Raw genomic sequence first — 22,577 nt, forward strand, 5'->3', positions numbered from 1 at the left:
TATAGCACAGCCTTAAACTTGTTTCTATATGGATGATTTAGAAGGGAAGGATTTACAGTGGGCCTATTGGTTTAACACTCATAAAGACCAAGTTTACACAGCCTTATATGGTGTGGGCATTGCCGCAGTGTCGATTTTGTGGCTGGTTAATATTGTGCTATTGGTCATATATTTAGTTAATGAACCCAAAACCAATACTGCCATAAATGAATTGGGTACAACTAACGTGATTTACGATTCAATCAAAGCGCCGGAGGCGTTAATTATCAAAGAGGTGAAAGTTTTGCCGCATACCAGTGCGGTATTTGATGTTTATGCCATTGTGACAAATCCAAATTCTACCCAGGTGGGAAATTTTACTTATACATTTAATGTCCTGGGCAAGCCGTACACTTTTAAAGATGGTGTCATTTTGCCGGGTGAAACCATTTATTTAGTAGCCAATAACATTTCCGGTCAAGCCACCACTCAAACTGAAGCGACTCTGGTGCCGTCTGATGTAACGTGGCATCGCGTGCGCGGCCCACAGATTCAAACAGAGTTTACTATTAAAGATATCAAAGTCGGACGAACGAATTTATCGGTTACTACCGCACCGGAAAAAACCACCATCGAAAACATTAACTCAAATACCAATAGTTCTGAATTCGCGACACCAGAAACAAATACCAACACACCGCCGATCCTCGGTGAAACCATAACACAATTAACTAGCACGCTCACTAATGCCAGTGCTTACGGCTTTAAAAAGGTTATCGTCACCGCTGTAATAAAAGATTCAACCAATACTATTGTTGGCATTCAACAACAAGTGCTGACCAATGTAGCGTCATTTCAAGATTATCCTTTAGCGTTCAATTGGCGGCGTTTGTTTGAGGCTACTGCTACGGGGGAAGTAACCGTGACAACCAATGTCCGCGACAGTGGAAACTTAATCTTGCCATGAAATCACCTGATTGGTGGCTAGTCTCCGGTACTGTCTTGCTAATGTCTGTTAGTACCGTCATTTTGTATAGTTTAAACCAAACCCCAACTTCCGATTCACTCCGCTTTGAAAAGCAACTGGCCTTTATTGTGTTAAGTTTAGTGACATTAGGCATTACCAGTCAAATTAACTATCGCCGTATCCTGCAATATGCTTATATTGGCTATTTAGTATGGTTCTTAGTGCTAATTGCTGTATTAATATTCGGAACTACAGTCAACGGTACGACGGGTTGGTTTCAATTGGCCGGCATAAGCATTCAACCGGTTGAATTTGCCAAAATTGCTTTTATCCTAGCGGCCGCTCGTTTTTTGGCGGATAACAGTTTTAATATGGAAAAATGGGGCACCGTAGCACGCTTTGGTGCTATGTTCGGTTTATATTTTGCCACAGTGTTACTGCAGCCGGATCTAGGTTCGGCTCTTATATTGGGTGGTATTGCTTCTGTGATGGGTTTAGCCACCTCCATTCGGCCGCGCCAATTACTGCTCATTGGCGGTGTCGCTTTACTGGTTGGAGTATTGAGCTTTTCATTTTATTTGGATGATTTTCAAAAAAACCGTCTGCTGACTTTTGTTAATCCAGAAAATGACCCGGCTAAATCTGGGTATAATGTCCGTCAGGCCATTATTTCGGTCGGTTCAGGCGAATGGTTTGGACGTGGTTTAGGGCTTGGTCCGCAAAGTCAACTCAGTTTTCTACCTGAGCGCGAAACAGATTTTATTTTCGCAGTGATTGGTGAAGAATTAGGCTTTATTGGAGCTGGCACCGTCGTGCTAATTTTTGCGGCCATGATCTGGCGACTATGGCGCTTGAGCCGTGAGTTACACGATGACGTAGCGCGCTACATCGTAATTGGATATGTCGCCATGTTGTTCGGTCAAGTTCTAATAAACATTGGCATGAACATTGGTGTTATGCCTGTCACTGGTATACCATTGCCATTTATTAGCGCCGGCGGCAGTTCATTATTGGCCATGTCATTTGGTTTAGGTATAACCCTAAATGCTCTCACTGAACTCAAACGTTGACAGACTAGTATTTTTTTTGTAGAATGCGCTTATGCATAACATTAGTAAAACTATTGGTGCGCTTGAGAAGCTGATGGCGGTTTGCCCGCATTGCCGCGCCGGTTATGCACAGTTAGACACGGCCATAGTAAGCGAGAACCACGGGGCTGAGTTAGTGCATGTGAAGTGCCGCACTTGCCAATGTGCGACGGTTGCATTACTATTGAGCACCGGACCTCTAGTTAGCTCCATTGGCCTGGCTACCGATCTATCATTAGATGATGTGGCTAAATTTCGTAGCGCCGGTCGTATAACTGAGGACGATTTACAAGCGTGTCATCGCTGGTTTAATAACAAGAACGTAGTGACAGAAATTATTAATTTACATATTTAGTATGACCCAGACTGAGGCTATTACATTGCAGGCTAAGACAAGAACCGTGTTAGGAAAAGCTGTAAAAGAATTACGTAAAACCGGTGTCGTACCCGGTGTCGTTTATGGACATGACACGACCGCAACTAACATTCAAATTGATGCTGTGGCTCTAGAAACGGTCTATCGTCAGGCTGGTTTAGGTGGTAGTTTGATCGATTTATCGATTGATGATAAAAAAACTGTCCCAGTAGTTATTCAAGAATTAACGCGTGATTATTTAACAGACAAGTTAGAGCATGTTGATTTTCATGCTGTGAGAATGGATGAAGTGATTTCTGCCCAAGTGATGTTGATATTTACCGGTGAAGCACCGGCGGTAAAAGGCTTAGGCGGTACCTTTATTAAAAATAAGGATCATATTACTATTAAATGTTTGCCCAGTAAGTTGTTTAAAGACGTGACGGTTGATATTAGTAAACTTAAAACCTTTGAAGATAGTGTTAAAGTCAGCGACATCACTCTACCAGATGGAGTTCAAGTGGTTGAGCAACCCGGTGAAATTCTGGCCGTAGTTGAACCACCGCGCAGTGATGAAGAATTAGCCTCATTGAACGCTAAAGTGAGTGAAGACGTGACCAAGGTTGAAGGTGTGATTAAGCCAACAGCAGAAGTAGAACCGGCTCCAGCCAAAACAGACAAAAAATAACCTAGTCTATGGATAAAAGTTGGAAGGAAAAAATAAAAGATCTCTGGTGGAGGTTTAAACGTAATCGCGCAATCAAAATTTTAGCTTTAGTGGTGTTTGGTTTAATCGCCTTATTGGCGATATTTTATGCTGTATTAAACTACTACGGGAAACTCCCTTGGCAAACTGCTACAACCACACTGTCTGATAATAGTAATGAACAAATAGCCCCACCAATTGAAGTGCCCGCTACCAAGCGCTTTCCAATAGCAGTGATGATTGAGAATCTCGTTTCCATTAGACCGCAATCTGGTTTGGATAAGGCCAGTGTTGTTTATGAAGCCTTAGTCGAAGGTGGCATTACTCGTTTTATGGCCATTTACACAACAGATACTGACATTCCACTGATCGGACCGATTAGAAGTGCTAGATTATACTTTGTTGACTTAGCTGAAGAGTATGGTGGCTTATATGCCTATGTCGGTGGAAGTCCACAAGCTTTAGGCGCAACAGATACTTCAACCTATATTACAGACTTAAACCAATACTATAATTCAGAATACTATTATCGTAATGAGGAAATTTCTGCTCCGCATAATTTATTTTCTAATTCTGAATTGTTTAGTTATGCGCTGCGTGATCTAAATTTAGTACAAACTGAAGCTACTTACCGTCCATTTAATTTAAAGGATCACATTAGTTCAGACGAGCGACCAGCCTCAGTGGCACCGATCACTATAAATTTTTCGACAGCCGACTATCAAGTTGAATGGCATTACAATCCCGCAACGAATTTATATACCCGCTGGAATGGGGGAGTAGAGCAAGCTAATATCACAGCTTCAGATATTATTATCCAACGAGCGGAAACCACTTTGCTTGAACCGGCTACAGGCCGACTTGATATTAAAACTATCGGGCAAGGCTATGCACTCTTATTTCAAGATGGAGCAGTCGAGACAGGCAGTTGGGTTAAGACCACGCGTGGTGAACGCACTCATTTTAATGATGCCTCTGGCAGCGAATGGGCATTGAATCGAGGTCAAACTTGGATTGAGTTGGTGACACTAGATACTCCGGTCACTTACTAATATGACGCTTAATAAAAAATTGGGTTTGATTGCCGGTGTCGTCACTATCATGGCCTGTGCCGTGTGGGGTGGTATTTTATATATTGCCATGCAAGCACCAGTTGATCTGGTAACGACAGATAAAACATCTACCACTGAAACATCTACCACCGTTGTTACCGACCAAAATCAACCGTCTGATGAACTAGTAGCGCGCCGCATTGATGGAGTTTTAGTACCAACCGATCAAGCTAACCTTTGGCCGCTTGGTATCATGATTGAAAATGCTGCCTTTGGTGGTGTGCGCCCACAATCAGGTTTGAGTTTTGCTCAAGTTGTATACGAAGTACCGGTTGAGGCTGGCATCACGCGCTTTATTGCTTTTTTTTCCGGTGACCTACCAGATGCCCTTGGCCCGGTACGCAGTGCTCGACCAACCTTTTTGGAATTTAATTCAGAATACGATGGCTTATTTGCTCACGCCGGTGGTAGCCCGGAAGCGATGCAGGCAGTTGATGGATTATCTGTCCGAGATTTGTCAGCTTTAGGAGCGGAAGCAAAATATTTTTACAGAAACTCAACCTTGGTGGCACCACATAATTTGTTTACCAGCGGCACTTTACTGACGCAGGCCAGACAAGATAAAGGTTTGGCCCAATCTCTGCCAATTTATGAGAGTTGGTTATTTAAAGATGATACACCGGTCGCTCAACCCAGCCTTGCTCCATTGAGTATTGATTTTGGTTCCGGCCCACTGTATGCCGTCGATTATACTTACAATCCAACCACTAATAGTTATGACCGCAAGAATGGTGGGGATCCTCAAACCGATGCGATTACTGGTCAAGTCATTTCGCCGAAAGTGGTTATTGTGCAAATGGTGCCACCCGGAGTTTTAACCGGCACTGAGGGTAGAATCAACTACGCTGTCACTGGTAACGGCACAGCTTACATTGCTCAAGATGGCGCCGTCATAGCTGGTCAATGGAGTAAAACCGATCGTCAATCTAGAACAATTTATCGAGATGCCACCGGCAATAAATTATCATTAAACCGTGGTGCCATTTGGATAAGTATAGTGCCAACCACCGGTAAAGTGATATTGCCAAATATAGGCACTAATTGATATACTGTATGCATATGAAAAAATACACATCTATATTACCACTTGGTCTGACAGTGTTACTCGGGCTAGGTGTCGGTTGTACTACACCAAGTACAACAACTAATACTTCTGCTACCTCAACAGATGAGACAGCGTTAATAGCGGACGATACCATCACAGTTGAAACCAGTGATGTCTACGGAAAAGACATTGATGGCGTCACGCGTTATCCAGATTCAATTCGCAGTTATTATTCAAAAAACGATTCTGAAGCTGATGTAACTTATCAAACCACCGCTGGTGTAGAAGAAGTGCGCCAATATTTTAATGATCAATTAACTAAAGCCGGCTGGACAAATTCAGAAGAAGCGACCGATTACATGGAGTATATAAAAGGGGATAGTCAAAATCCTGAGATAATGACAGTCTATTTCACTGAATACAAAACACAAGGTGTGGTTGAATATGAATTAGTCGATGAGGCCGCGATGACGGACACAGCTGAACTTGATTTCTAAAAAACGGTCTCATTCTTTATTTAGCGCCGTTGCGCTACTAGTTGGTACCGCCGTTGGCGCAGGAGTGTTTGGATTACCTTATGCGTTTGCTCAAGCCGGAGTTTTTGTCGGAATTGTTTATGTGCTTGTGATTGGTTGTGTTCTCTTGTTTGTAAATTTGGCGTATGGTGAAATTGTCAGTAGTATACCTGGACACCATCAATATACTGCCTATGTTGAGAGGTATTTAGGAAAGCGCTGGAAAATACTGGCAGTTTGCTCAATGTGCTTAGGATTTTATGGAGCTTTGAGTGCCTACTTAGTTGAAGTAAATAAGCTTTTATTTGCCCTGTTTGGCCAATCGTGGATTGGACTGGTATATTTTTCTTTATTGGCGCTCGCTTTATTAGTTGGCATTCGAGCTGTCGGCGTTTTGGAAAAAATACTGATGATTGTGATGCTGTCTTTGATTACTATTTTTACTGTCTATGCGCTACCACACATCAACATCAGTAACTATACCACTGCGAGTGGTGCAAATATATTTTTGCCATACGGCGTGGTGTTATTTGCGCTGGCCGCTGCCTCGGCCATACCGGAAATGAAAGAAGTGCTGGGAAATAACCGGTCAAAACTGTACTTGGCAATTATTATTGGATCTATTATTCCACTAGTAATATATTTAGTCTTTCCGATTGTCACAGTGGGCATTACCGGCAGTAATACAACTGAAAGTGCTGTGCTTGGTTTAGGAAAAGCGCTCGGACCACAAGTTTTGTGGTTAGGTAGTATTTTTGGTTGTATCACAATGACCACATCTTTTCTGGTGCTCGGTTTGGCACTCCGAGAGATGTTTCAGTATGATCTGCATATCAAGCCAACCTTAGCCTGGTTTATCACATTACTCCCCCCGCTGGTGATCTTAGCCCTAAACAATCTGAGTTTTATTGAAATTCTTGGCATCTCCGGTACATTTATTGGGGGGATTGATGGTATAATTATCATGCACATGCATCGTCAATTGCGTAACATAAACCATGCCAAATCATCTTTTATTTTACATGGTTTAGCTTATTTAGTTTTTATTGGTGGTATTGCCTATGAAATTTGGATCGTGGCTCAACGATTATCGTAAGTATAGATTATTGGAAATGATTCCCGGTTTGTTGTCTTGGGGTACTTTAATTGGTGCTGTTTTATTAACGATAATTACGCCTATCACCATGGTTTATGTTGTTATTGTGTACGATTTTTACTGGATGGTAAAAGTGGCATACATTAACACTTTTCTCGTTATTTCCTTTTTTACTTACAAAAAAACCATGCGCATCAATTGGCCAGATAAACTAAAGACCTTGAACAATACTGAAATCTATCATATAATTTTTATCCCTAACGCATCAGAAAATATTAATGTAGTTGAATCCACATTTGCGGCTTTAGCTAAAACCAACTATGACCCAGACCGGCTTTGGATCGTGTTTGCCGCTGAAGCTCGTTTTCCTGGCAGTATTGCCAATGGTCTAGCGATGCAACAACGCTACGCCGATCGTTTTGGAAAAATTATTGTCACCACCCATCCTGATAATATTCCAGGTGAAATTGCTGCCAAAGGAGCCAATCTAACCTTTGCCGGAAAATATATTAAGCCACTAATTGACCAAGCCGGTTTGCCTTATAAAAATATTTTGGTGACTATTTTAGATGTTGATTCATGTGTTGAACCGCAATATTTTGATTATTTAACCTACACTTTTTTACAGCATCCTGATCGACTTCATACGAGCTACCAGCCCATTCCAATGTTTAACAATAATATCTGGGATTCACCGGCTATTATGCGAGTAGCCTCAATGGGAACAACGTTTTGGTCGATGTCTGAACAAGTGCGGCCAGAGCGTCTGTTAACCTTCGCGTCACATAGTATGCCCTGGCAAGCTTTGGTTGATGTTGGTTTTTGGCAAACGGATGTAGTATCGGATGATTCACGAATTTTTGTACAATGTTTTTTGGAATATGATGGCCATTATAGTGTGACACCATTACATATGCCTATTTATATGGATACAGTTTTATCGGATAATTTATGGAAGAGTCTAAAAAATCTTTATAAGCAGCAACAACGCTGGGGGTGGGGGAGTGAAAACATACCGTTTATGCTCTGGCAATTTCGTCAGGCTAAACAAATTCCCATACGAAAAAGAATTTTAGCAGTCATAAATCAATTAGAGGGTCATTGGTCTTGGGCAACTGCTTCGATTATTATATTTTTTTTAGGCTACGTACCACTCCGTTTGGTTGAGTGGCAGCAGGCGACTGATCAAATTGCCACCATTGCGCCACAATTACTAAATGTCATGCTTAGTGTGGCCGATATTGGTTTAATCTTATCGGTTATTTTAGGAACGCTGATTCTACCGCGCCGACCAGTTAATTATTCACCCAGTCGATATATAATGATGATAGTACAATGGCTGTTATTACCGATTTCTATGATCGTGTTTGGTTCATTCCCGTCACTAAGCGCTCAAACAAGATTATTGTTTGGTAAATATCTAGGTTTTTATGTCACTGAAAAATCCAGACGAACACATTAAAATATCAATTGTCATACCAGCCTATAATGAAGAACTGACCATAGCGCGGTGTTTACGTAGTGTTACTGAACAAAGTTTGCCACGTGATGAATATGAAATCATTTTAGTTGATAATAATTGTACAGATAACACTGTCAAAATCGCCAATACTTTTGACAATATCATTATTGTACAGGAAACCAATCCAGGAGTTGGGGCGGCTCGGGCGGCGGGCTGGGCTCGAGCGCGTGGTGAAATTATTGCCTCGACCGACGCTGATTGTCAGGTACCAAAACATTGGCTACGTAAAATTTTACATCGCTTTACTGTAGAACCACATTTAGTTGCAATATCTGGTGGTTATTTATTCTACGATCGAAATTTCTTAATAAACATACTGGTGCGGATTGTTGAGCGTTGTTTAGTGGCTCTATCTTGGTTTTTAGCCGGTGGTGTTATGGCGATGACGGCTAACAACATGGCCGTGCGCCAATCAGTTTATGCTCAAACCAGTGGCATTGACCCGAACCTGCAATACGGTGAAGATCTTAATTTAGCCAAAAAACTCCATGCCTATGGCTCAATACGTTGGGTCTTTAATAATCGCATTAAAACTACAGCCAGACGTTTTCAGGGTCTAAATTTATCCGTCGTACCATATGCCCTAAATTTTGTTTCTATGTCGGCGCGCAATAAAGCGTTCAAGAATCACTTAAAAACTATTCGTAAATAGTACTTGTTTATATCCGTGCTCAAAGTCAGCCAATGACATGGCTGGTTTACCGGCCGGTTGAATCATATCACAAATAAATTTGCCCTCTTGCCAATGCGCCTGAGTAATTTTATAGCGCTGCTCATTTTCTACAAAATAAACACCTGGCCAAGGTTGCAAAGCGCGATACCGATTCCACATCTTCCGAGCCGACATATCTGGCCGTAATTCACCATCAGATTTTCTTAACATTTTTGCGATTGTTACACCTAAGGTCGATTGTGCTTGCGGTCTGATGGTTTGGTTTAAATATTTATGTATTGTTTCAGTTAACAGATCTGCCCCAATTTGACTTAAAGTTTTTTCTAAAGTAATGGCTGTATCATGTATAGAAATCGGATAATTCTGTTGTGACAAAATGGGGCCGGTATCTAATCCGGTATCGATTAACATTATGGTCACACCAGTTTCTGCATCGTCTGATAACAAGGCAGATTGAATGGGGGATGAACCGCGCCAGCGTGGTAGTAAAGAGGGATGAAGGTTAATAATCCCAAATGGAAAATGATCAATGATCGCTTGTGGGATTTTAACACCATAATCAATGACTATGCCTAAATCGGCTTCGGGTAAATCATTTAAACTATGCTGCAATGGAAGCCCGAATGTTTTTGTCAGCTCACTAACTGGGGTAGGAGTTAACCTATGTTGTCGACCACTAGGTCGATCTGGCTGACTAACAACCAACTGAATACTATCTTTTAGTAAAGTCAAACTTGGTAAAGCCACTAAACCACTGCCAAAAAAAATTAGCTTCATGCTTCAAATTTATCGATAATAAGCACGCCTGTGAGATGATCAATTTCGTGTTGAAACACTTTAGCCAATAAACCCTTGGCTTTAAACAGATGCTTTTTGCCGTCAAGAGTATAGGCTTTAACGCGCACTTTTTCCGGCCGACGCACATCGCCAAATAGGGTTGGACACGATAAACAACCTTCTTCCATAACATTCATGGTTTTAGAAGAAAATACAATTTTCGGGTTAGCGAGCACTAAATGATCCGGTGTTCCAGCCACATCTTTATTAATAACAAATAAATTGATATTTTTTGCAACCTGCGGGGCAGCCAAACCAATACCGGTATTTTTTATCATGACCACAATCATTTGTTGACCTAATTCAACATAATTTGGTAATTCTGCAATGGGCAAATTATGCGATTTTGCCCGTAATATCTTATTGGGTTGTAGGGTAAGAGGTAATACTTCCATAAACGCTAGATTAACACATATGGCGGATAATGAAAACGTTTACGCTCGCGCAATGTTTGTTTGTACCATTGCTCTGGATAGGGCTGATGAAGCGCTTGAATTACTGGGTGATCTGGAGCATAAGTTTGTATATACAAACGGGCGACACGGTTACGAAGCCAGATTAATTGTTGGAGAGTGGTTTCATGACTGCGATAATCAGGCAGGGTTAATTGTGCATCAAGGCTAGTAGCAATGACAGTATCAATTGTGCTCCAATCGAGTTTATTAAACAGTGCGGTTGTTCCAACAATGATGGTTTTATCCGGAAACATTTGTTTGATCGTTTTATCAATGACGTTAACCGTCCGATTATGCCACAACACCACATGCGTAGCTTCGGCCATGGCGGCCAAGACACCCGGTGCAAACAAAACACCTGGCGACGAAGCTATAGTGGTAATTTTGGGTAAATAATCTTCCGTTAAAAGCGCAGTAACAATCGGTTGATGCGCCACTTGCTCGGTGCGCGGTGCCATACTCAGGTAAACAGCGTAAGTTTGTTTATCCACGACAGTTTGAACGTGATAACGTGGTTTCATATCCCACTGTTCATGAGCAGAATTTTCTGGATCAAGCACGATTACTCGCGTTGCCTCGGTTAAAGGTAAAAGCGACAATCTTTTTGTACCAATGAGAACACCAGGCTGATGATTTACTAATACCTGCCATGCCGATTGAATGGTATCTTTATGTTTAGCTTCGACTACTAGTGGATGATATTGGGCCACAACGCCTGACCAATAGGCTATCTGAGTGTGATCAGGACAAATAATAACCACCGGACCCTTTACGTGTTTAATCAAACCAAGCACAACCGCGGCGGCTTCATTACTTCGTTGATAAAGGATTGTACTTGAACTCTGCAATGAGACAACGGTATCGACAACTTGTTGAATGACCGCTTGGCGTTTTTTTTGAATAACCAAGGCACGCGGTAAGACTGGCTGTGGAGCGGTTTTTAATGCTTTTTTCTTATGAAACTGCGGGAGACAAGCCAGATAGGCGGATGATAAACTAATCTCATAATGATCGGCTAGCCAATGTAAAAAATTGTTGTATGGCTCTGGTAATTTATCGGGTAAGACAGTTTCGATCCATTTGGCGGTGGGATAAGGAGTAACATTATTGTCTTGCACAACACCAAGCACACTTGAATTACGCCAGGGAATCATTACCAACTGACCTTTAACTAGAGCAGCGGTTGACCGATAGGTAAATTGATCCTTGCCACGAATCACCCGAATCACCGGACTGACCAGTACGTAACAGTCTGACATTGAGTTAAATTAAATTGAATTGTGCCACCAATAATCCGGAATCATGCACCACTTCGTAGGATAATATATTCGCTCTAACTTTAGCTTCTGATAATGCTCCAGACAATAATACTAAAGTGCGGAACTCATTGACCGCCTGAGCTGATTCAGCTAAATCAAGATTAAGTGATTGGAGTTGGGTTAAGTCACCCGATTGAATAGTTTTCATGATGCGATCGGCAAAGGCTTTTCCCGCCGGATCGGTCATGGCATGGCCTAATTCGACTGAGGCAATACAGGCGATTCGTTTATTACTTTGCAAAGCCACTGAGCGTAACAACTGGCCAAAAGCGTAATGTTGTTCCACACCCAAATGTGCCAAACTTACCGGCACAATTTTCACTGATGGAAGATGTTGTGTTAAGTGGTAGAGCGCCACGGCGGCACCGTAATCCAATTCTGGTTGCGTAATACTATGTACTGGTTGACGATGGGCATCGGCATACTCACGAATTTTTGAGACTAACTCAATATCACCATGCAGTTTAATTGAAGTCTGCGCATCACCGAAATCTTCATAGGTGCAAATAAAATCGGGTGATAGGTTAACCGCAAAAGACGCTTCACTCATTGGCGCATGTGGTGATAAAACAAATATAGTATCAGGCTGCATTACATAAAATTCACCTTCCAGTTCTTTCAAGGCAGTTCGAGTATTCGTTAGCCCAGCTTGATCTCCGTTCATACCTGGCAAAGTACTAGGGGAGTGGGGCACGATGGCAGCAAAAACCAAGGACATATATTTATTTAGTAGTTGACTTAGTTAGACGTAATGGTTTACCTGTCTTATGCAATTTTAAATCGTCTTTTTTCACTTGAATAATTTGGTCGCGACCACCTAAGCGTTTTAAAATACCGGTCGAGGCAATGGGTCGCTTCTTGCCACCATCGATCACATAAATTGTATCGCGTTCTGGAATTTTTAGTAAAGTGCCATCCGCATACTTGATGGCTGGCCGTTGCGGAAACTGTTGTAATACTGCAGGGCTCTCAGCTTCTATCGCATATCCTTTGAATCTATTTTCTAAAATAGTTTTTGATCTAATATCATGTATGTAACCAGATTCATCCAAATAGACGACGGCTCCGCTAGTTTTATTTTGCAGCACGGCACCTAACGGATACTTATTGTTTTCCGTAATGGGCACACCATCTGGAATAATGTTCAGTTCGGCTTGCGTCATAGGGATCACTTCTTCAGGATTATACCCTAAATTGTGAAAAACAGAGGCTGAGGTGATAGCTCGTTTGTTATGATCACCATCAATGAGATAAATGCCACCAGTGGGACCTTGTACTAGGATGAATTTTGGCACAGCAATCGGGGTCCCAAAATTATAACGATCAATGACAGAACTATCGACTGTGACAATTTGGTTTGGATTATAATTGGCCAGTAAAGCCGTGGTTGAAGTAATTGGCCGCAACTGATTGCGCTCTAATTTGTACACGGCACCGGAAATAGAATCTTGCAACAAAGTTAGATTAGGATAACGTAAATAAACTGACGCTCGATTCGGAAAGAACCCCTCCATGATGTCGTAAAATAATGAGTTGCCACCCACATAACTAGCCCCACCGTAATAACCCAGCCATGGTGTGTAGGTGTAAAGTACGGCCGTCGCTTTGTTTTGCGGAGTAATGGCGATGCCATCTAGAGTAGTTTTGGTAATGCCAACCCCCCAACCAGAAATAGTACTGTTATGATCTTCCAGGTCTGCTAAATAACCATTGCGAATTTGGTTGCCAGCGGCATCAAGCTGCTTGGCAAAGCCTTTGTACTTGATCACGAGAGGATCGTCTTTAGAACAACTATCACACACGCCATAACCTAAAGCCCAATCTAGTAAATTTGTGTTGTGCCCAGTTACTAAACTTGATTCTTTCTGTACCGTGGCAATAATAAATTGCGCATTGAGTTGATAACGCTGAGCAGTGTTGTAAATAATTTCCGCCGCTGAGCGTTGTGTGCCATCTACATCAGTTGTTGTATAATCGCTTAACGCCCCACCCCGATTGCTCAAAAAAGTTTGAATACTGGTTAATGACATTCGGCTATAATCGGTCATGTCCTCATTACTGATGATATCATGCGGATTAAATGGTGCGGCAAAACTAGCCAGTGGCACCACTAGCGGGACAAAAATAGCTAATGTTAGCATCATTCTATTAAACATATTGCTTTGAGTATATCTTATTCTGTGCTAAAGTTCAAGGGCTATGAGTGTCCGGATAGATCCATTAACTAAACAGGCAGTGCATAACTTACTCGATCAGTGGCTCCAACAAACTGAGCGTAAAGTTATCTATACACCCAATCCAGAAATTCTGGTCTATGCTTATTACCATAAAGATTATACAGCCTGTCTTAATCGCAGTGCTTTAAATTTACCAGATGGGATTGGCATTGTGCACTGCAGTAAAGGTAAAGTGCCAGAACGGGTCACTGGTACTGATACTATGAATTATATATTAAACCAATCTAAAAAAAATAATCTTACGGTTGGAATTGTAAAAAAAACCACCGGCTTATCTTCTGTTGCAGAAATAAAACAACATCTACCAGATAGCGAAGTGATTACTGAGAGCGGTTCGTTTACAAAAATTCCAGACGTGGTTTTGGTTAGTTTAGGTTTTCCGGAACAAGAATATTGGATTGAGCAACATTATCACCAACTCAAAGGTAGCCGCATTATCATGGCAGTAGGGGGGAGTATCGATCATATTACTGGTCAACAAAAACGTGCCCCATTGCTTTTTCAGCGTCTTGGGTTAGAATGGCTGTGGCGTGTCTTGTGGCAGCCACACCGTCTGAACAGAATTATCACGGCGGTGCTCGTTTTTCCTTATTTACATTATACTAAACAACTCTTTCATGTCTGAAGTTCGCACTCGGTTTGCCCCTTCACCTACCGGTAATCTCCACATTGGCGGCGCGCGCACGGCTTTGTATTCTTATTTATGGGCGAAGAAAAACCATGGTAAATTTTTCTTAAGAATTGAAGATACTGATCAGACTAGATATCAAGCTGGCGCCGAGCAATCAATTTTGGCTGGTTTACAATGGCTGGGTTTGGCATGGGATGGAGAGATAGTTAAACAATCTACCCGTACAGCCATCTATCGAGAGTATGCTGAACAACTGTTACAAGACCATAAAGCCTACCGTTGTTTTTGCAGTGCTGAACGGTTAGATCTAATGCGTGAATTGCAAAAGAAAAAAGGGCGCGCCCCTAAATATGATAAAACCTGTTTACACTTATCGGCTGAAGAACTGTCGGCCAAGTTAGCCAATCATGAACCGTACGTCATTCGGTTAAATATTGAACCGACCGGTGTTGTTCGAATCACCGATTTAGTACGCGGACCAATTGAATTTGCGTGCGCTGAGCTGGATGATCAGATTTTGTTAAAATCCGATGGTTTTCCGACGTATCATTTAGCCAATGTCATTGACGATCATGCTGCCGGTATAACAGATGTCATTCGCGGTGAAGAATGGATTCCATCGACGCCTAAACATGTCTTGTTATATCAAGCCTTTGGTTGGCAACCACCCACCTTTGCTCATTTGTCATTGTTCATCAATAAAGGGGGAGGGAAGTTATCCAAACGTGAAGGCGCTGCCGCATTACTAGAATATAAACAACAAGGCTATCTACCTGAAGCGGTGATTAATTTTATTGCGCTGTTGGGTTGGAATCCTAAAACCACCCAAGAGTTTTTTAGCCTAACCGAACTAGTACAAGCGTTTGACCTGAAGCAAGTAAATACAGCGAATCCCATTTTTGATACAGACAAACTTGATTGGTATAATGGCCAATATATTCGTAAATTAACCCCGGCACAATTACTGGAACAATGTCGACCATATTTGCCAGAGGCCGACATGGATTATCAACAAAAAGTTGTTTTGCTTGAACAGGAACGTCTAAAAAAATTATCTGACATTACTGCTTTAACTGACTTTTTCTTTACTGATAAATTAGTTTATGAACCAACTTTGCTTGTCTGGAAAAAATCTGATGCCGCCAGTACGAAAAAATACCTACAAGATTTATTTAATTTATTGAGTACATCTTTTTCTGAAAATTTAGAACCAGACATCCTCACTTGGATCAAGCAAAACAATTACCAAAATGGTGATGTGTTATGGCCACTGCGAGTAGCTTTATCCGGTAAAAAAGCTTCACCACCGCCTTTTGCCGTGGCGACAGTCTTAGGTAAAGAAAAAACCCTCAACCGTATCCAAAACGCCATAAACTTGCTAAAATAGACGTAGCATGAAAAAAATTATCCTATTAGCCAGTATTTTACTGTGTTTTAGCCCATTTGTTGTATTGGCCAATGGTAATTTGGTTGAAATTCAAGCCAAATTAAAAGAAAAGCAGCAAGCTTATGATGATTTACAATCCAAAATTGATATTTATGAAGAAAACATAAAATCAAAACAAAATGAAGCCGCCACCTTGAATAGCCAGTTGGAGGTGATTGATCAAAATACCGAGCTAACTAAATCCGAGATCGAGCAAACCACTGTGGAGATTGATAGTTTGGGCTTGGAGATAGATAGTTTACAAATAAACATCAATGATACTGAGGATAAATTGGTGAGCAACAAAGAGTACATGAATAAAATGATTCGTGATTTATATGATTACGATCAACAAACCTATCTCGAAATTTCTTTATCTCATGCCACCTTATCGGATTTTTCGACGCAAGTTGAATATACCGAAACTATCAATACTCAATTTAAAGATGCGACGGAACAACTGCGTCAGCTAAAAGACCAACTCAAACAAACTAAGCAAGATAAATCTGAAAAACAAGCCGCCGAACAGCAAAAAAAACAAGATTTAGTAGCTCAACAAGAAACCTTAGTGGGGGAGGCCATGTACAAAGAAGGGCTACTGTCTACAGTACAAAATGACGAAAGTAAATTTCAACAGCTCATTAAAGATGTGCGTGCTGAACAAGATGGCTATAATGCTGAAATTTCTCGCTTAGAAAAGTCGGCGCGCGAGACCTACAGTCAACATAGTGGCCCCAATAATACTAGTACCACCGATACCTTGCCAAGTGAGTTTGATCCGATGTGGCCAGTATCTGGAACTATCACGGCGACATTTCATGACCCGAGTTATCCATTTAGAGCATACTTTCAACACGATGCCGTAGACATTGGTGTTCCTCAAGGTACGCCAATCAAAGCCGCTGATAGTGGGGTAGTGTCTGTTGTACGGTTTGATGGGTCAACTAATTTTGCTTATGTGTTAATCGTGCACGCTGATAATTTTGCTACGCTGTATGGCCATGTCAGTGCTGTTTATGTGCAGCCAGAAGAGATTGTCCAAAAAGGTCAAACCATTGCCTTAAGTGGAGCCATGCCTGGCACCCCTGGAGCAGGGCCATACACAACGGGTCCACATCTTCATTTCAGTGTCCGCCTCAACGGTATCCCAGTTGATCCGTTGTTGTATTTACCGTAATGATGGGGAATTGTCGATGTGTCGGACAATAAACCTTATACGACGCATGGCTACTATTTACTGCTTCATTACTTGTAATATACTCGATCTGGGAACCGGACATCGATATAATCAACACTAGCAGGGTTTTTAATCTCGTCACTGATTACAGTGTTTAAATTATTTAACTGTGTAGCAAGATCCAACTTACTATCTAAATACACCTCAACGTTGTCTTGTGTCACTACAATTATGTCTTGAATCACTGTTGGATAGTCACACGGTGTTTTTTTGTATTCAGCGGCTAGTTTAATAAAAGCCTCATTAGAATTTTTATCACCCTCAGTCTTCTTGATCTCTTCTAATAAATCCAAACTTTGATCAACGGTAATTGTATCGCTTCTCAGTTGATCTAAGATGTCACGCTTTTTTTGTTTAGCCGATTCAGTGGTTGATCCGGCAATTTCATCAGCAAAGATTTTTTCAGTCACAAATTGTTTAGCTTGACACGTCACTGGCATTATGGCGTATTCAGAAATATCAAGATTGCTCTCTAGTGTAAACTTGTCGTTTACTTCACTAATAAACTCCATCACACCCGGCGATAAAATTGATTCGCCAACAGTTATTTCCCGTTGTTTATTGCGTTCACGAATATGGGGAAAATGGGGATCAACTTCAGTAGCAGTGGTAGTTTGAGTAATAGTTCCTTCCACATCAAGATAATAATAACTATTATCATTTATATAAACATAGCCCGGTACACGTTCAGACACCGTGACAATAACGGTTTTGGGCCATTGTACTTCTACTAGAATCGATCGTAGTTGTATTTTATGACTGAGTTGCTCAGCGATGCTATCGGACAATTGTTGTTTATCTAAAAAGGGTAAAAACTTTTGTTTAAATATCAACCATTGCCGTTGTTGCAAACCCTCTGCGGTAGCCGAACTAATATCTTCTTCAGTTAAATATTGCTGACCTTTCACAATAATGGTCTGAACCGACAAAAAGTGCCAATAAAAAAACACAAACCAAACTATTATACTCAACAAAATTAGTGATCCTATAATAGCAAATAAATCACGTTTCCGGTGCTGTTTCTTTTCAACATCACGTGCAAAATACGGATTATGGAACCGACCTTTCAGCATGCCTGTGAGTATAGACGAAATCGCTAAAATCAGCCATACTTCAGGCTATGTTTGAGCGTTATCGCAGCCATTATCCACAAAGTTTTCACGTAAATATAACCGTGGCATTGTTCCCAAATGATAAAGTCATTGCTATCCCCTATCCGATCAACCACCCACAGCAAACTGTCATGGATGTTAACTTTTCTAGTGATGGGAACATAACTGATCATGGTGCGGTGATTATTATTGAACACGGAAAAACAGCCCGCATTGAAGCTACAATATCTGTTAAACCATTCAAGCCAATTTTTCCACAAGCCGATTTGGCTTTTCAATCGGCCGGTGGAGCTGACCACATGTATCTCGAACCAGACCAATTTATCCACTCCAAGCATCCGGCTATTCTGGCTGAAGTTAAAAAAATAAATCTTAAACAACGACCTTTGCAAATTCTAGAACATATCTATAATCATTGTTTAGATCAACTGCAATATGGCAACCCAGTTCCTGGGCTCTATACCACCACTGAGGCCTTAGCGTTAGATTCAGTTGATTGTGGAGGCTTTAGTACATATTTAGCGGCCATGGTTCAAGCTTGTGGTATTCCAGTTCGACTAGTATCTGGGTTTTGGGCCGGCTATAAACATAATGACATGCATGCCTGGATAGAGGCCTTACTACCAGATGGCACTTGGTGGCCAATGGATCCATCCGTTGAATGGCTGCGGTTGAGACGACGGTCAGCTAAACATGGCGGATTTGGACAGTTAGGCAGTGATCGGATTGTGATCAATATTGGCACTAATCATGTTATAAAATATCAATCTAAAGACTATCCCGTAGGGATGTTGCAACTACCAATGATTCTAACTACCACGGGTGATACTCAATATTTACAAGTCGAAACAACCATAACCTGCACACGTTTATGATTACCACAGCGCTGTCTCCAAATGTTGAACGAGACGATGTGATACAAGCTTTAAAGTTGATCGTGCAACCTTGGAAATGGTTAAACGGATCGGCGACTGAACAATTACGCAATAAACTGTCAATTTATTTTAATAATCATGAAGTTATATTAACCAATTCCGGTCGAACAGCTTTGCTAACAATTTTACAAGCCTTACAGTTGCATGATACAGATGAAGTTTTATTGCAAGCCTTTACCTGTAATGCCGTATCAAACCCAATTCGCTGGGCCGGAGCCAAACCCGTGTTTGTTGATATCACTTCTGAAACATACACCATGAATCCGGTTGATTTAGAGAAAAAAATTACTCCACATAGTAAGGTTTTAATTATCCAACACACTTTTGGTCAGCCAGCTAATTTAGAAATTTTACTAGACCTCGCCAAAAAAAATAATTTATATGTGATTGAGGATTGTGCGCACGCACTAGGAGCTAGCTATCATCATCATCAATTATTAGGTACCTTTGGTGACGCGGCAATCTTTAGTTTTGGACGCGATAAAGTTATCTCTTCAGTTTATGGTGGTTTTTTATTGCTTAACAAAGAGCAAAAAAATATATCCCAACTCCCCTATCCCAGCCTACTCTGGACACTACAACAATTAATTCATCCCATCGTGACAAAATCCCGCTATTCATTTAAGGTTTTTCAAACGTTAGGTTTATTATCTTTAGCCGTTAGTCAACTCGAAAGATTCGGCAAGAAACCTAAATATTTTCCAGCGCGTTTACCTAATGCTTTAGCCGCTCTCGCTTTAGTACAGTTCGATAAATTAGAGCGTTTCAATAAACATCGTCAACTCATGGCTAAAATGTATCATGATAATTTACAGCCCAATAGCCCGTGGCAAGAAGATTCAATTTGGTTACGCTATAGTGTGAATGTAACCGATCAACCTGGAGTATTTAATAAACTCAAACAACAAGGTGTTATACTAGGTGACTGGTACTGGGCGCCGGTAGTACCAACGTTATTAGACTATGTGAGTACTTCATGTCCTGTGGCTGAAACGGTCTGTAAAAATATTATTAACTTGCCAACTCATATTAATATCTCACCAAGAGCTGCTGAAAAAATTATTACTCTAATGAAACCTTATGTCACTAACCATTAAACCGATTACAGATCAAACCGTTTGGGATCAATTTATTGTGGTAGAAAAACCCGACACGTTTTTACAGAGCTATACTTGGGGTGAATTTCAGGCAGACAAGATTGAACGCATCGGGGTATGGTCAGAGAATGATCTAGTCGGTGTGGCCTTATTGATTATCACGGAGGCCAAACGCGGTAAGTTTATTTTATGTCCCCACGGACCTATAATTAAAGCCCATAATAATCTCGTGCTAGATAAGTTATTAGAGTACATGGTTGAGTTAGGTAAAAAAGTCAAAGCCGATTTTATCAGGGTGGCACCTTTATTTCCAGATCAGCCGGATGTTAAAGACTGTTTTATTAAAGAAGGGTTTAGACGAGCGCCAATTCACGTTCATCCGGAATTAAGTTGGATTTTAGATATTACGCCAGACGATGAAATACTCATGAAGAATATGCGTAAAACCACTCGTTACAGTATTCGCAAAGCCGAAAAAGATGGTGTGACTGTTAGAATCAGTACAAACCAAGCTGACATTGCCGTATTTCACAAGTTATACCTTACTACTGTGGCGCGGCAAGGTTTCCAACCATTCAGTTTGGAATATTTAGAGCGTGAGTTTACTACCTTCAACCAGACTGACATGGTCAGAATTGGCATTGCCGAGGAACAAGGTGTGGCCGTGGCTGGTGCGATTATTATTCTGACACCTTATGAAGCCTTTTATCATCAAGGTGCTTCATCACATATCAACCCAAAATCAACCGCGGCTTATCTGTTACAATGGCGTATGATCCAGGAAGCCAAGCAGCATGGTTGCACAAAATATAACTTCTGGGGTATTAGCCCCGACGATAAGCCGAATCACCCTTGGGCTGGTTTGAGTCTGTTTAAGAAAGGTTTTGGTGGGCAGGCTTACCAGTATCTACCAACGCAAGATAGACCGCTGACTTTAAAATATTGGCTCAATTGGTTACTGGAAACTACGCGGCGAAAGCGACGCGGGTATGATTAAACATCCAGGGGTGTAGCACCTCTGGAATAATAATTGTGCCATCAGCTTGCTGATAATTTTCCATGATAGCGGCAATAATCCGGCCAATCGCTAGGGCGGTGGCATCGTTCATGTGGACAAAATTAGTACTACCATCCGCTTGGCGGTACCGTGTATTTAACCGTCTCGCTTGATAATCTGTCATGTAGTCAGCGGTATGCGTTTCACGATACACGCCTTGACCAGGCATCCAGGTATTTATATCCATCCCGCGCGCATTTGGATCACCGATATCACCGGTGCATTTTAGTAAGACCTGATACGGTAAGTTTAATTTTTGTAATAATGTTTCTTCAATACTCACTAACAAGTTGTGTTCTGCCATACCTTGCTCTGGCGTACTAAATACTTCCATTTCTATTTTATGAAATTGATGTAACCGCAAAATACCGCGCGTATCTTTACTGGCCGCACCAGCCTCACGCCGCAAGGCTGGTGAAAAAGCAATATACCGTAAAGGCAATTTAGCTTCCGGAATAATTTCACCCAAATGAATCGAGCCTAATGTATGCTCAGCACTACCAATTAAATACAGATCATCCGATGGAATGTAATACCGTTCAGCAGCGGGATGTAATCGACCCATCTTTTCAAACACATCAGGTTTAATAAAAATGGGCGGAATAACCGGTATGAACCCCTGCTCTAGGGTGACGGAAAATGCTAACTGCACTAAAGCATATTCCATTAAGGCTAATTCTTTTTTAAGATATGTAAACCTGGCACCCGAGACGCGGGCAGCCGCCTCATTATCAATCACATCTAACGCTTTGCCTAATTCCCAGTGCGGTTTTGGAGTAAAATCAAACTGAGGTTGTGTCCCCCACTCACGCACCATCACATTGCCAGATTCATCCGCACCAACTGGCGTATCCTGTGTGGGAACATTTGGTACTTGATACATTAATACTTGATAATCATGCTCAACCTTACGTAATTCCTCTTCAATCTTACTGGCTTGTTGTTTTAGGTTTTTACCAAGTTCAATCTGATCTGGAGTTGGTTTATTCTTCTTACCTTGATTAGCAAAGGCATTACGTTGTTGATTAAGATCATCTAAGTTTTTTTGTAACTCTCTTTTGGCATCATATTTCTTTAGAACTTCTTCAATATTAACCGTACTATTTTTATTTTTTATAGCCTGTTTTACTTCATTAAGATGGTCGCGAATATATTTGATATCAAGCATAGTTTTGG

Annotated in this window: 23 protein-coding genes; 16 read left to right on the top strand and 7 right to left on the bottom strand. The window is 41.2% G+C overall.

All coding sequences use genetic code 11. The features are described 5' to 3' along the window. Positions 1 to 28: 28 nt before the first annotated feature. Genes WCV88_00105 through WCV88_00150 form a run of 10 tightly spaced genes read left to right on the top strand, consistent with a single transcriptional unit; the run spans position 29 to position 9,037 of the window. Positions 29 to 946 carry a hypothetical protein gene (locus WCV88_00105; GenBank protein MFA6474586.1) on the top strand — a complete coding sequence of 306 codons (918 nt, stop codon included), beginning with the start codon at positions 29 to 31 and terminating at the stop codon, positions 944 to 946. Further along, positions 943 to 2,016 carry an FtsW/RodA/SpoVE family cell cycle protein gene (locus tag WCV88_00110; GenBank protein ID MFA6474587.1) on the top strand — a complete coding sequence of 358 codons (1,074 nt, stop codon included), beginning with the start codon at positions 943 to 945 and terminating at the stop codon, positions 2,014 to 2,016. The genes WCV88_00105 and WCV88_00110 overlap by 4 nt, the downstream gene beginning before the upstream one ends. Before the next feature lie 31 nt (positions 2,017 to 2,047). Continuing rightward, a complete protein-coding gene (locus tag WCV88_00115) occupies positions 2,048 to 2,389 on the top strand; it encodes a hypothetical protein (GenBank protein ID MFA6474588.1) in 342 nt (113 codons plus the stop codon). A 1-nt stretch (position 2,390) separates the two neighbouring features. Next, positions 2,391 to 3,077 (top strand): 50S ribosomal protein L25, encoded by a 687-nt coding sequence (locus tag WCV88_00120; protein MFA6474589.1) that lies wholly within the window; start codon positions 2,391 to 2,393, stop codon positions 3,075 to 3,077. A gap of 8 nt (positions 3,078 to 3,085) precedes the next feature. Beyond that, complete coding sequence (locus WCV88_00125; GenBank protein ID MFA6474590.1) at positions 3,086 to 4,147, top strand: DUF3048 domain-containing protein; 1,062 nt, start codon at positions 3,086 to 3,088, stop codon at positions 4,145 to 4,147. A gap of 1 nt (position 4,148) precedes the next feature. Beyond that, the gene (locus tag WCV88_00130; GenBank protein MFA6474591.1) at positions 4,149 to 5,252 is read left to right on the top strand and encodes a DUF3048 domain-containing protein; all 1,104 of its coding nucleotides are present in this window, start codon (positions 4,149 to 4,151) and stop codon (positions 5,250 to 5,252) included. A gap of 14 nt (positions 5,253 to 5,266) precedes the next feature. Further along, complete coding sequence (locus WCV88_00135) at positions 5,267 to 5,749, top strand: hypothetical protein (protein MFA6474592.1); 483 nt, start codon at positions 5,267 to 5,269, stop codon at positions 5,747 to 5,749. Beyond that, a complete protein-coding gene (locus WCV88_00140) occupies positions 5,739 to 6,863 on the top strand; it encodes an aromatic amino acid transport family protein (protein MFA6474593.1) in 1,125 nt (374 codons plus the stop codon). The genes WCV88_00135 and WCV88_00140 overlap by 11 nt, the downstream gene beginning before the upstream one ends. Beyond that, positions 6,829 to 8,325, top strand: a complete 1,497-nt coding sequence (locus tag WCV88_00145; protein ID MFA6474594.1) for a glycosyltransferase family 2 protein — start codon at positions 6,829 to 6,831, stop codon at positions 8,323 to 8,325. Before WCV88_00140 ends, WCV88_00145 begins: the two co-directional genes overlap by 35 nt. Continuing rightward, entirely contained in the window at positions 8,294 to 9,037 is a 744-nt protein-coding gene (locus WCV88_00150) for a glycosyltransferase family A protein (GenBank protein MFA6474595.1), read from the top strand. The genes WCV88_00145 and WCV88_00150 overlap by 32 nt, the downstream gene beginning before the upstream one ends. On the opposite strand, the gene WCV88_00155 is transcribed toward WCV88_00150, so the two are convergent. From WCV88_00155 to WCV88_00175, 5 genes are read right to left on the bottom strand one after another with little or no spacing between them, the layout of a single operon-like run. Continuing rightward, positions 9,017 to 9,835: a methionyl-tRNA formyltransferase gene (locus tag WCV88_00155; GenBank protein MFA6474596.1), complete on the bottom strand. Its 819-nt coding sequence runs from the start codon at positions 9,833 to 9,835 to the stop codon at positions 9,017 to 9,019. The two genes, WCV88_00150 and WCV88_00155, sit on opposite strands and share 21 nt — an antisense overlap. Continuing rightward, complete coding sequence (def, locus tag WCV88_00160) at positions 9,832 to 10,290, bottom strand: peptide deformylase (GenBank protein ID MFA6474597.1); 459 nt, start codon at positions 10,288 to 10,290, stop codon at positions 9,832 to 9,834. Before def ends, WCV88_00155 begins: the two co-directional genes overlap by 4 nt. Before the next feature lie 5 nt (positions 10,291 to 10,295). Next, a complete protein-coding gene (locus WCV88_00165) occupies positions 10,296 to 11,609 on the bottom strand; it encodes a hypothetical protein (GenBank protein MFA6474598.1) in 1,314 nt (437 codons plus the stop codon). Positions 11,610 to 11,613: 4 nt separating this feature from the next. Then, positions 11,614 to 12,387 carry a class III extradiol dioxygenase subunit B-like domain-containing protein gene (locus WCV88_00170; GenBank protein MFA6474599.1) on the bottom strand — a complete coding sequence of 258 codons (774 nt, stop codon included), beginning with the start codon at positions 12,385 to 12,387 and terminating at the stop codon, positions 11,614 to 11,616. Positions 12,388 to 12,391: 4 nt separating this feature from the next. Further along, positions 12,392 to 13,825: a hypothetical protein gene (locus WCV88_00175; GenBank protein ID MFA6474600.1), complete on the bottom strand. Its 1,434-nt coding sequence runs from the start codon at positions 13,823 to 13,825 to the stop codon at positions 12,392 to 12,394. Between the two features lie 43 nt (positions 13,826 to 13,868). Here WCV88_00175 and WCV88_00180 point away from each other — a divergent pair, with 43 nt between their 5' ends. From WCV88_00180 to WCV88_00190, 3 genes are read left to right on the top strand one after another with little or no spacing between them, the layout of a single operon-like run. Then, positions 13,869 to 14,531 carry a WecB/TagA/CpsF family glycosyltransferase gene (locus WCV88_00180; GenBank protein MFA6474601.1) on the top strand — a complete coding sequence of 221 codons (663 nt, stop codon included), beginning with the start codon at positions 13,869 to 13,871 and terminating at the stop codon, positions 14,529 to 14,531. Further along, a complete protein-coding gene (gltX, locus tag WCV88_00185) occupies positions 14,524 to 15,924 on the top strand; it encodes a glutamate--tRNA ligase (protein ID MFA6474602.1) in 1,401 nt (466 codons plus the stop codon). Before WCV88_00180 ends, gltX begins: the two co-directional genes overlap by 8 nt. A gap of 7 nt (positions 15,925 to 15,931) precedes the next feature. Continuing rightward, positions 15,932 to 17,140 (top strand): peptidoglycan DD-metalloendopeptidase family protein, encoded by a 1,209-nt coding sequence (locus tag WCV88_00190; protein ID MFA6474603.1) that lies wholly within the window; start codon positions 15,932 to 15,934, stop codon positions 17,138 to 17,140. 68 nt (positions 17,141 to 17,208) lie between these two features. Here WCV88_00190 and WCV88_00195 read toward each other — a convergent pair whose 3' ends face one another. Further along, positions 17,209 to 18,273 carry a hypothetical protein gene (locus tag WCV88_00195; protein ID MFA6474604.1) on the bottom strand — a complete coding sequence of 355 codons (1,065 nt, stop codon included), beginning with the start codon at positions 18,271 to 18,273 and terminating at the stop codon, positions 17,209 to 17,211. 47 nt (positions 18,274 to 18,320) lie between these two features. On the opposite strand from WCV88_00195, the gene WCV88_00200 reads away from it, so the two are divergent. Genes WCV88_00200 through WCV88_00210 form a run of 3 tightly spaced genes read left to right on the top strand, consistent with a single transcriptional unit; the run spans position 18,321 to position 21,341 of the window. Further along, positions 18,321 to 19,187: a transglutaminase-like domain-containing protein gene (locus WCV88_00200; GenBank protein ID MFA6474605.1), complete on the top strand. Its 867-nt coding sequence runs from the start codon at positions 18,321 to 18,323 to the stop codon at positions 19,185 to 19,187. Continuing rightward, positions 19,184 to 20,344, top strand: coding sequence for an aminotransferase class I/II-fold pyridoxal phosphate-dependent enzyme (locus tag WCV88_00205; GenBank protein MFA6474606.1), 1,161 nt, complete (start codon positions 19,184 to 19,186; stop codon positions 20,342 to 20,344). The genes WCV88_00200 and WCV88_00205 overlap by 4 nt, the downstream gene beginning before the upstream one ends. After that, entirely contained in the window at positions 20,328 to 21,341 is a 1,014-nt protein-coding gene (locus WCV88_00210; protein MFA6474607.1) for a peptidoglycan bridge formation glycyltransferase FemA/FemB family protein, read from the top strand. Before WCV88_00205 ends, WCV88_00210 begins: the two co-directional genes overlap by 17 nt. On the opposite strand, the gene serS is transcribed toward WCV88_00210, so the two are convergent. Continuing rightward, positions 21,310 to 22,569 carry a serine--tRNA ligase gene (gene serS / locus WCV88_00215; protein MFA6474608.1) on the bottom strand — a complete coding sequence of 420 codons (1,260 nt, stop codon included), beginning with the start codon at positions 22,567 to 22,569 and terminating at the stop codon, positions 21,310 to 21,312. The two genes, WCV88_00210 and serS, sit on opposite strands and share 32 nt — an antisense overlap. Positions 22,570 to 22,577 lie beyond the last annotated feature (8 nt).

The organism is Patescibacteria group bacterium (genome assembly GCA_041665365.1).
Taxonomy (GTDB): Bacteria; Patescibacteriota; Patescibacteriia; order UBA9570; family UBA9570; genus UBA9570.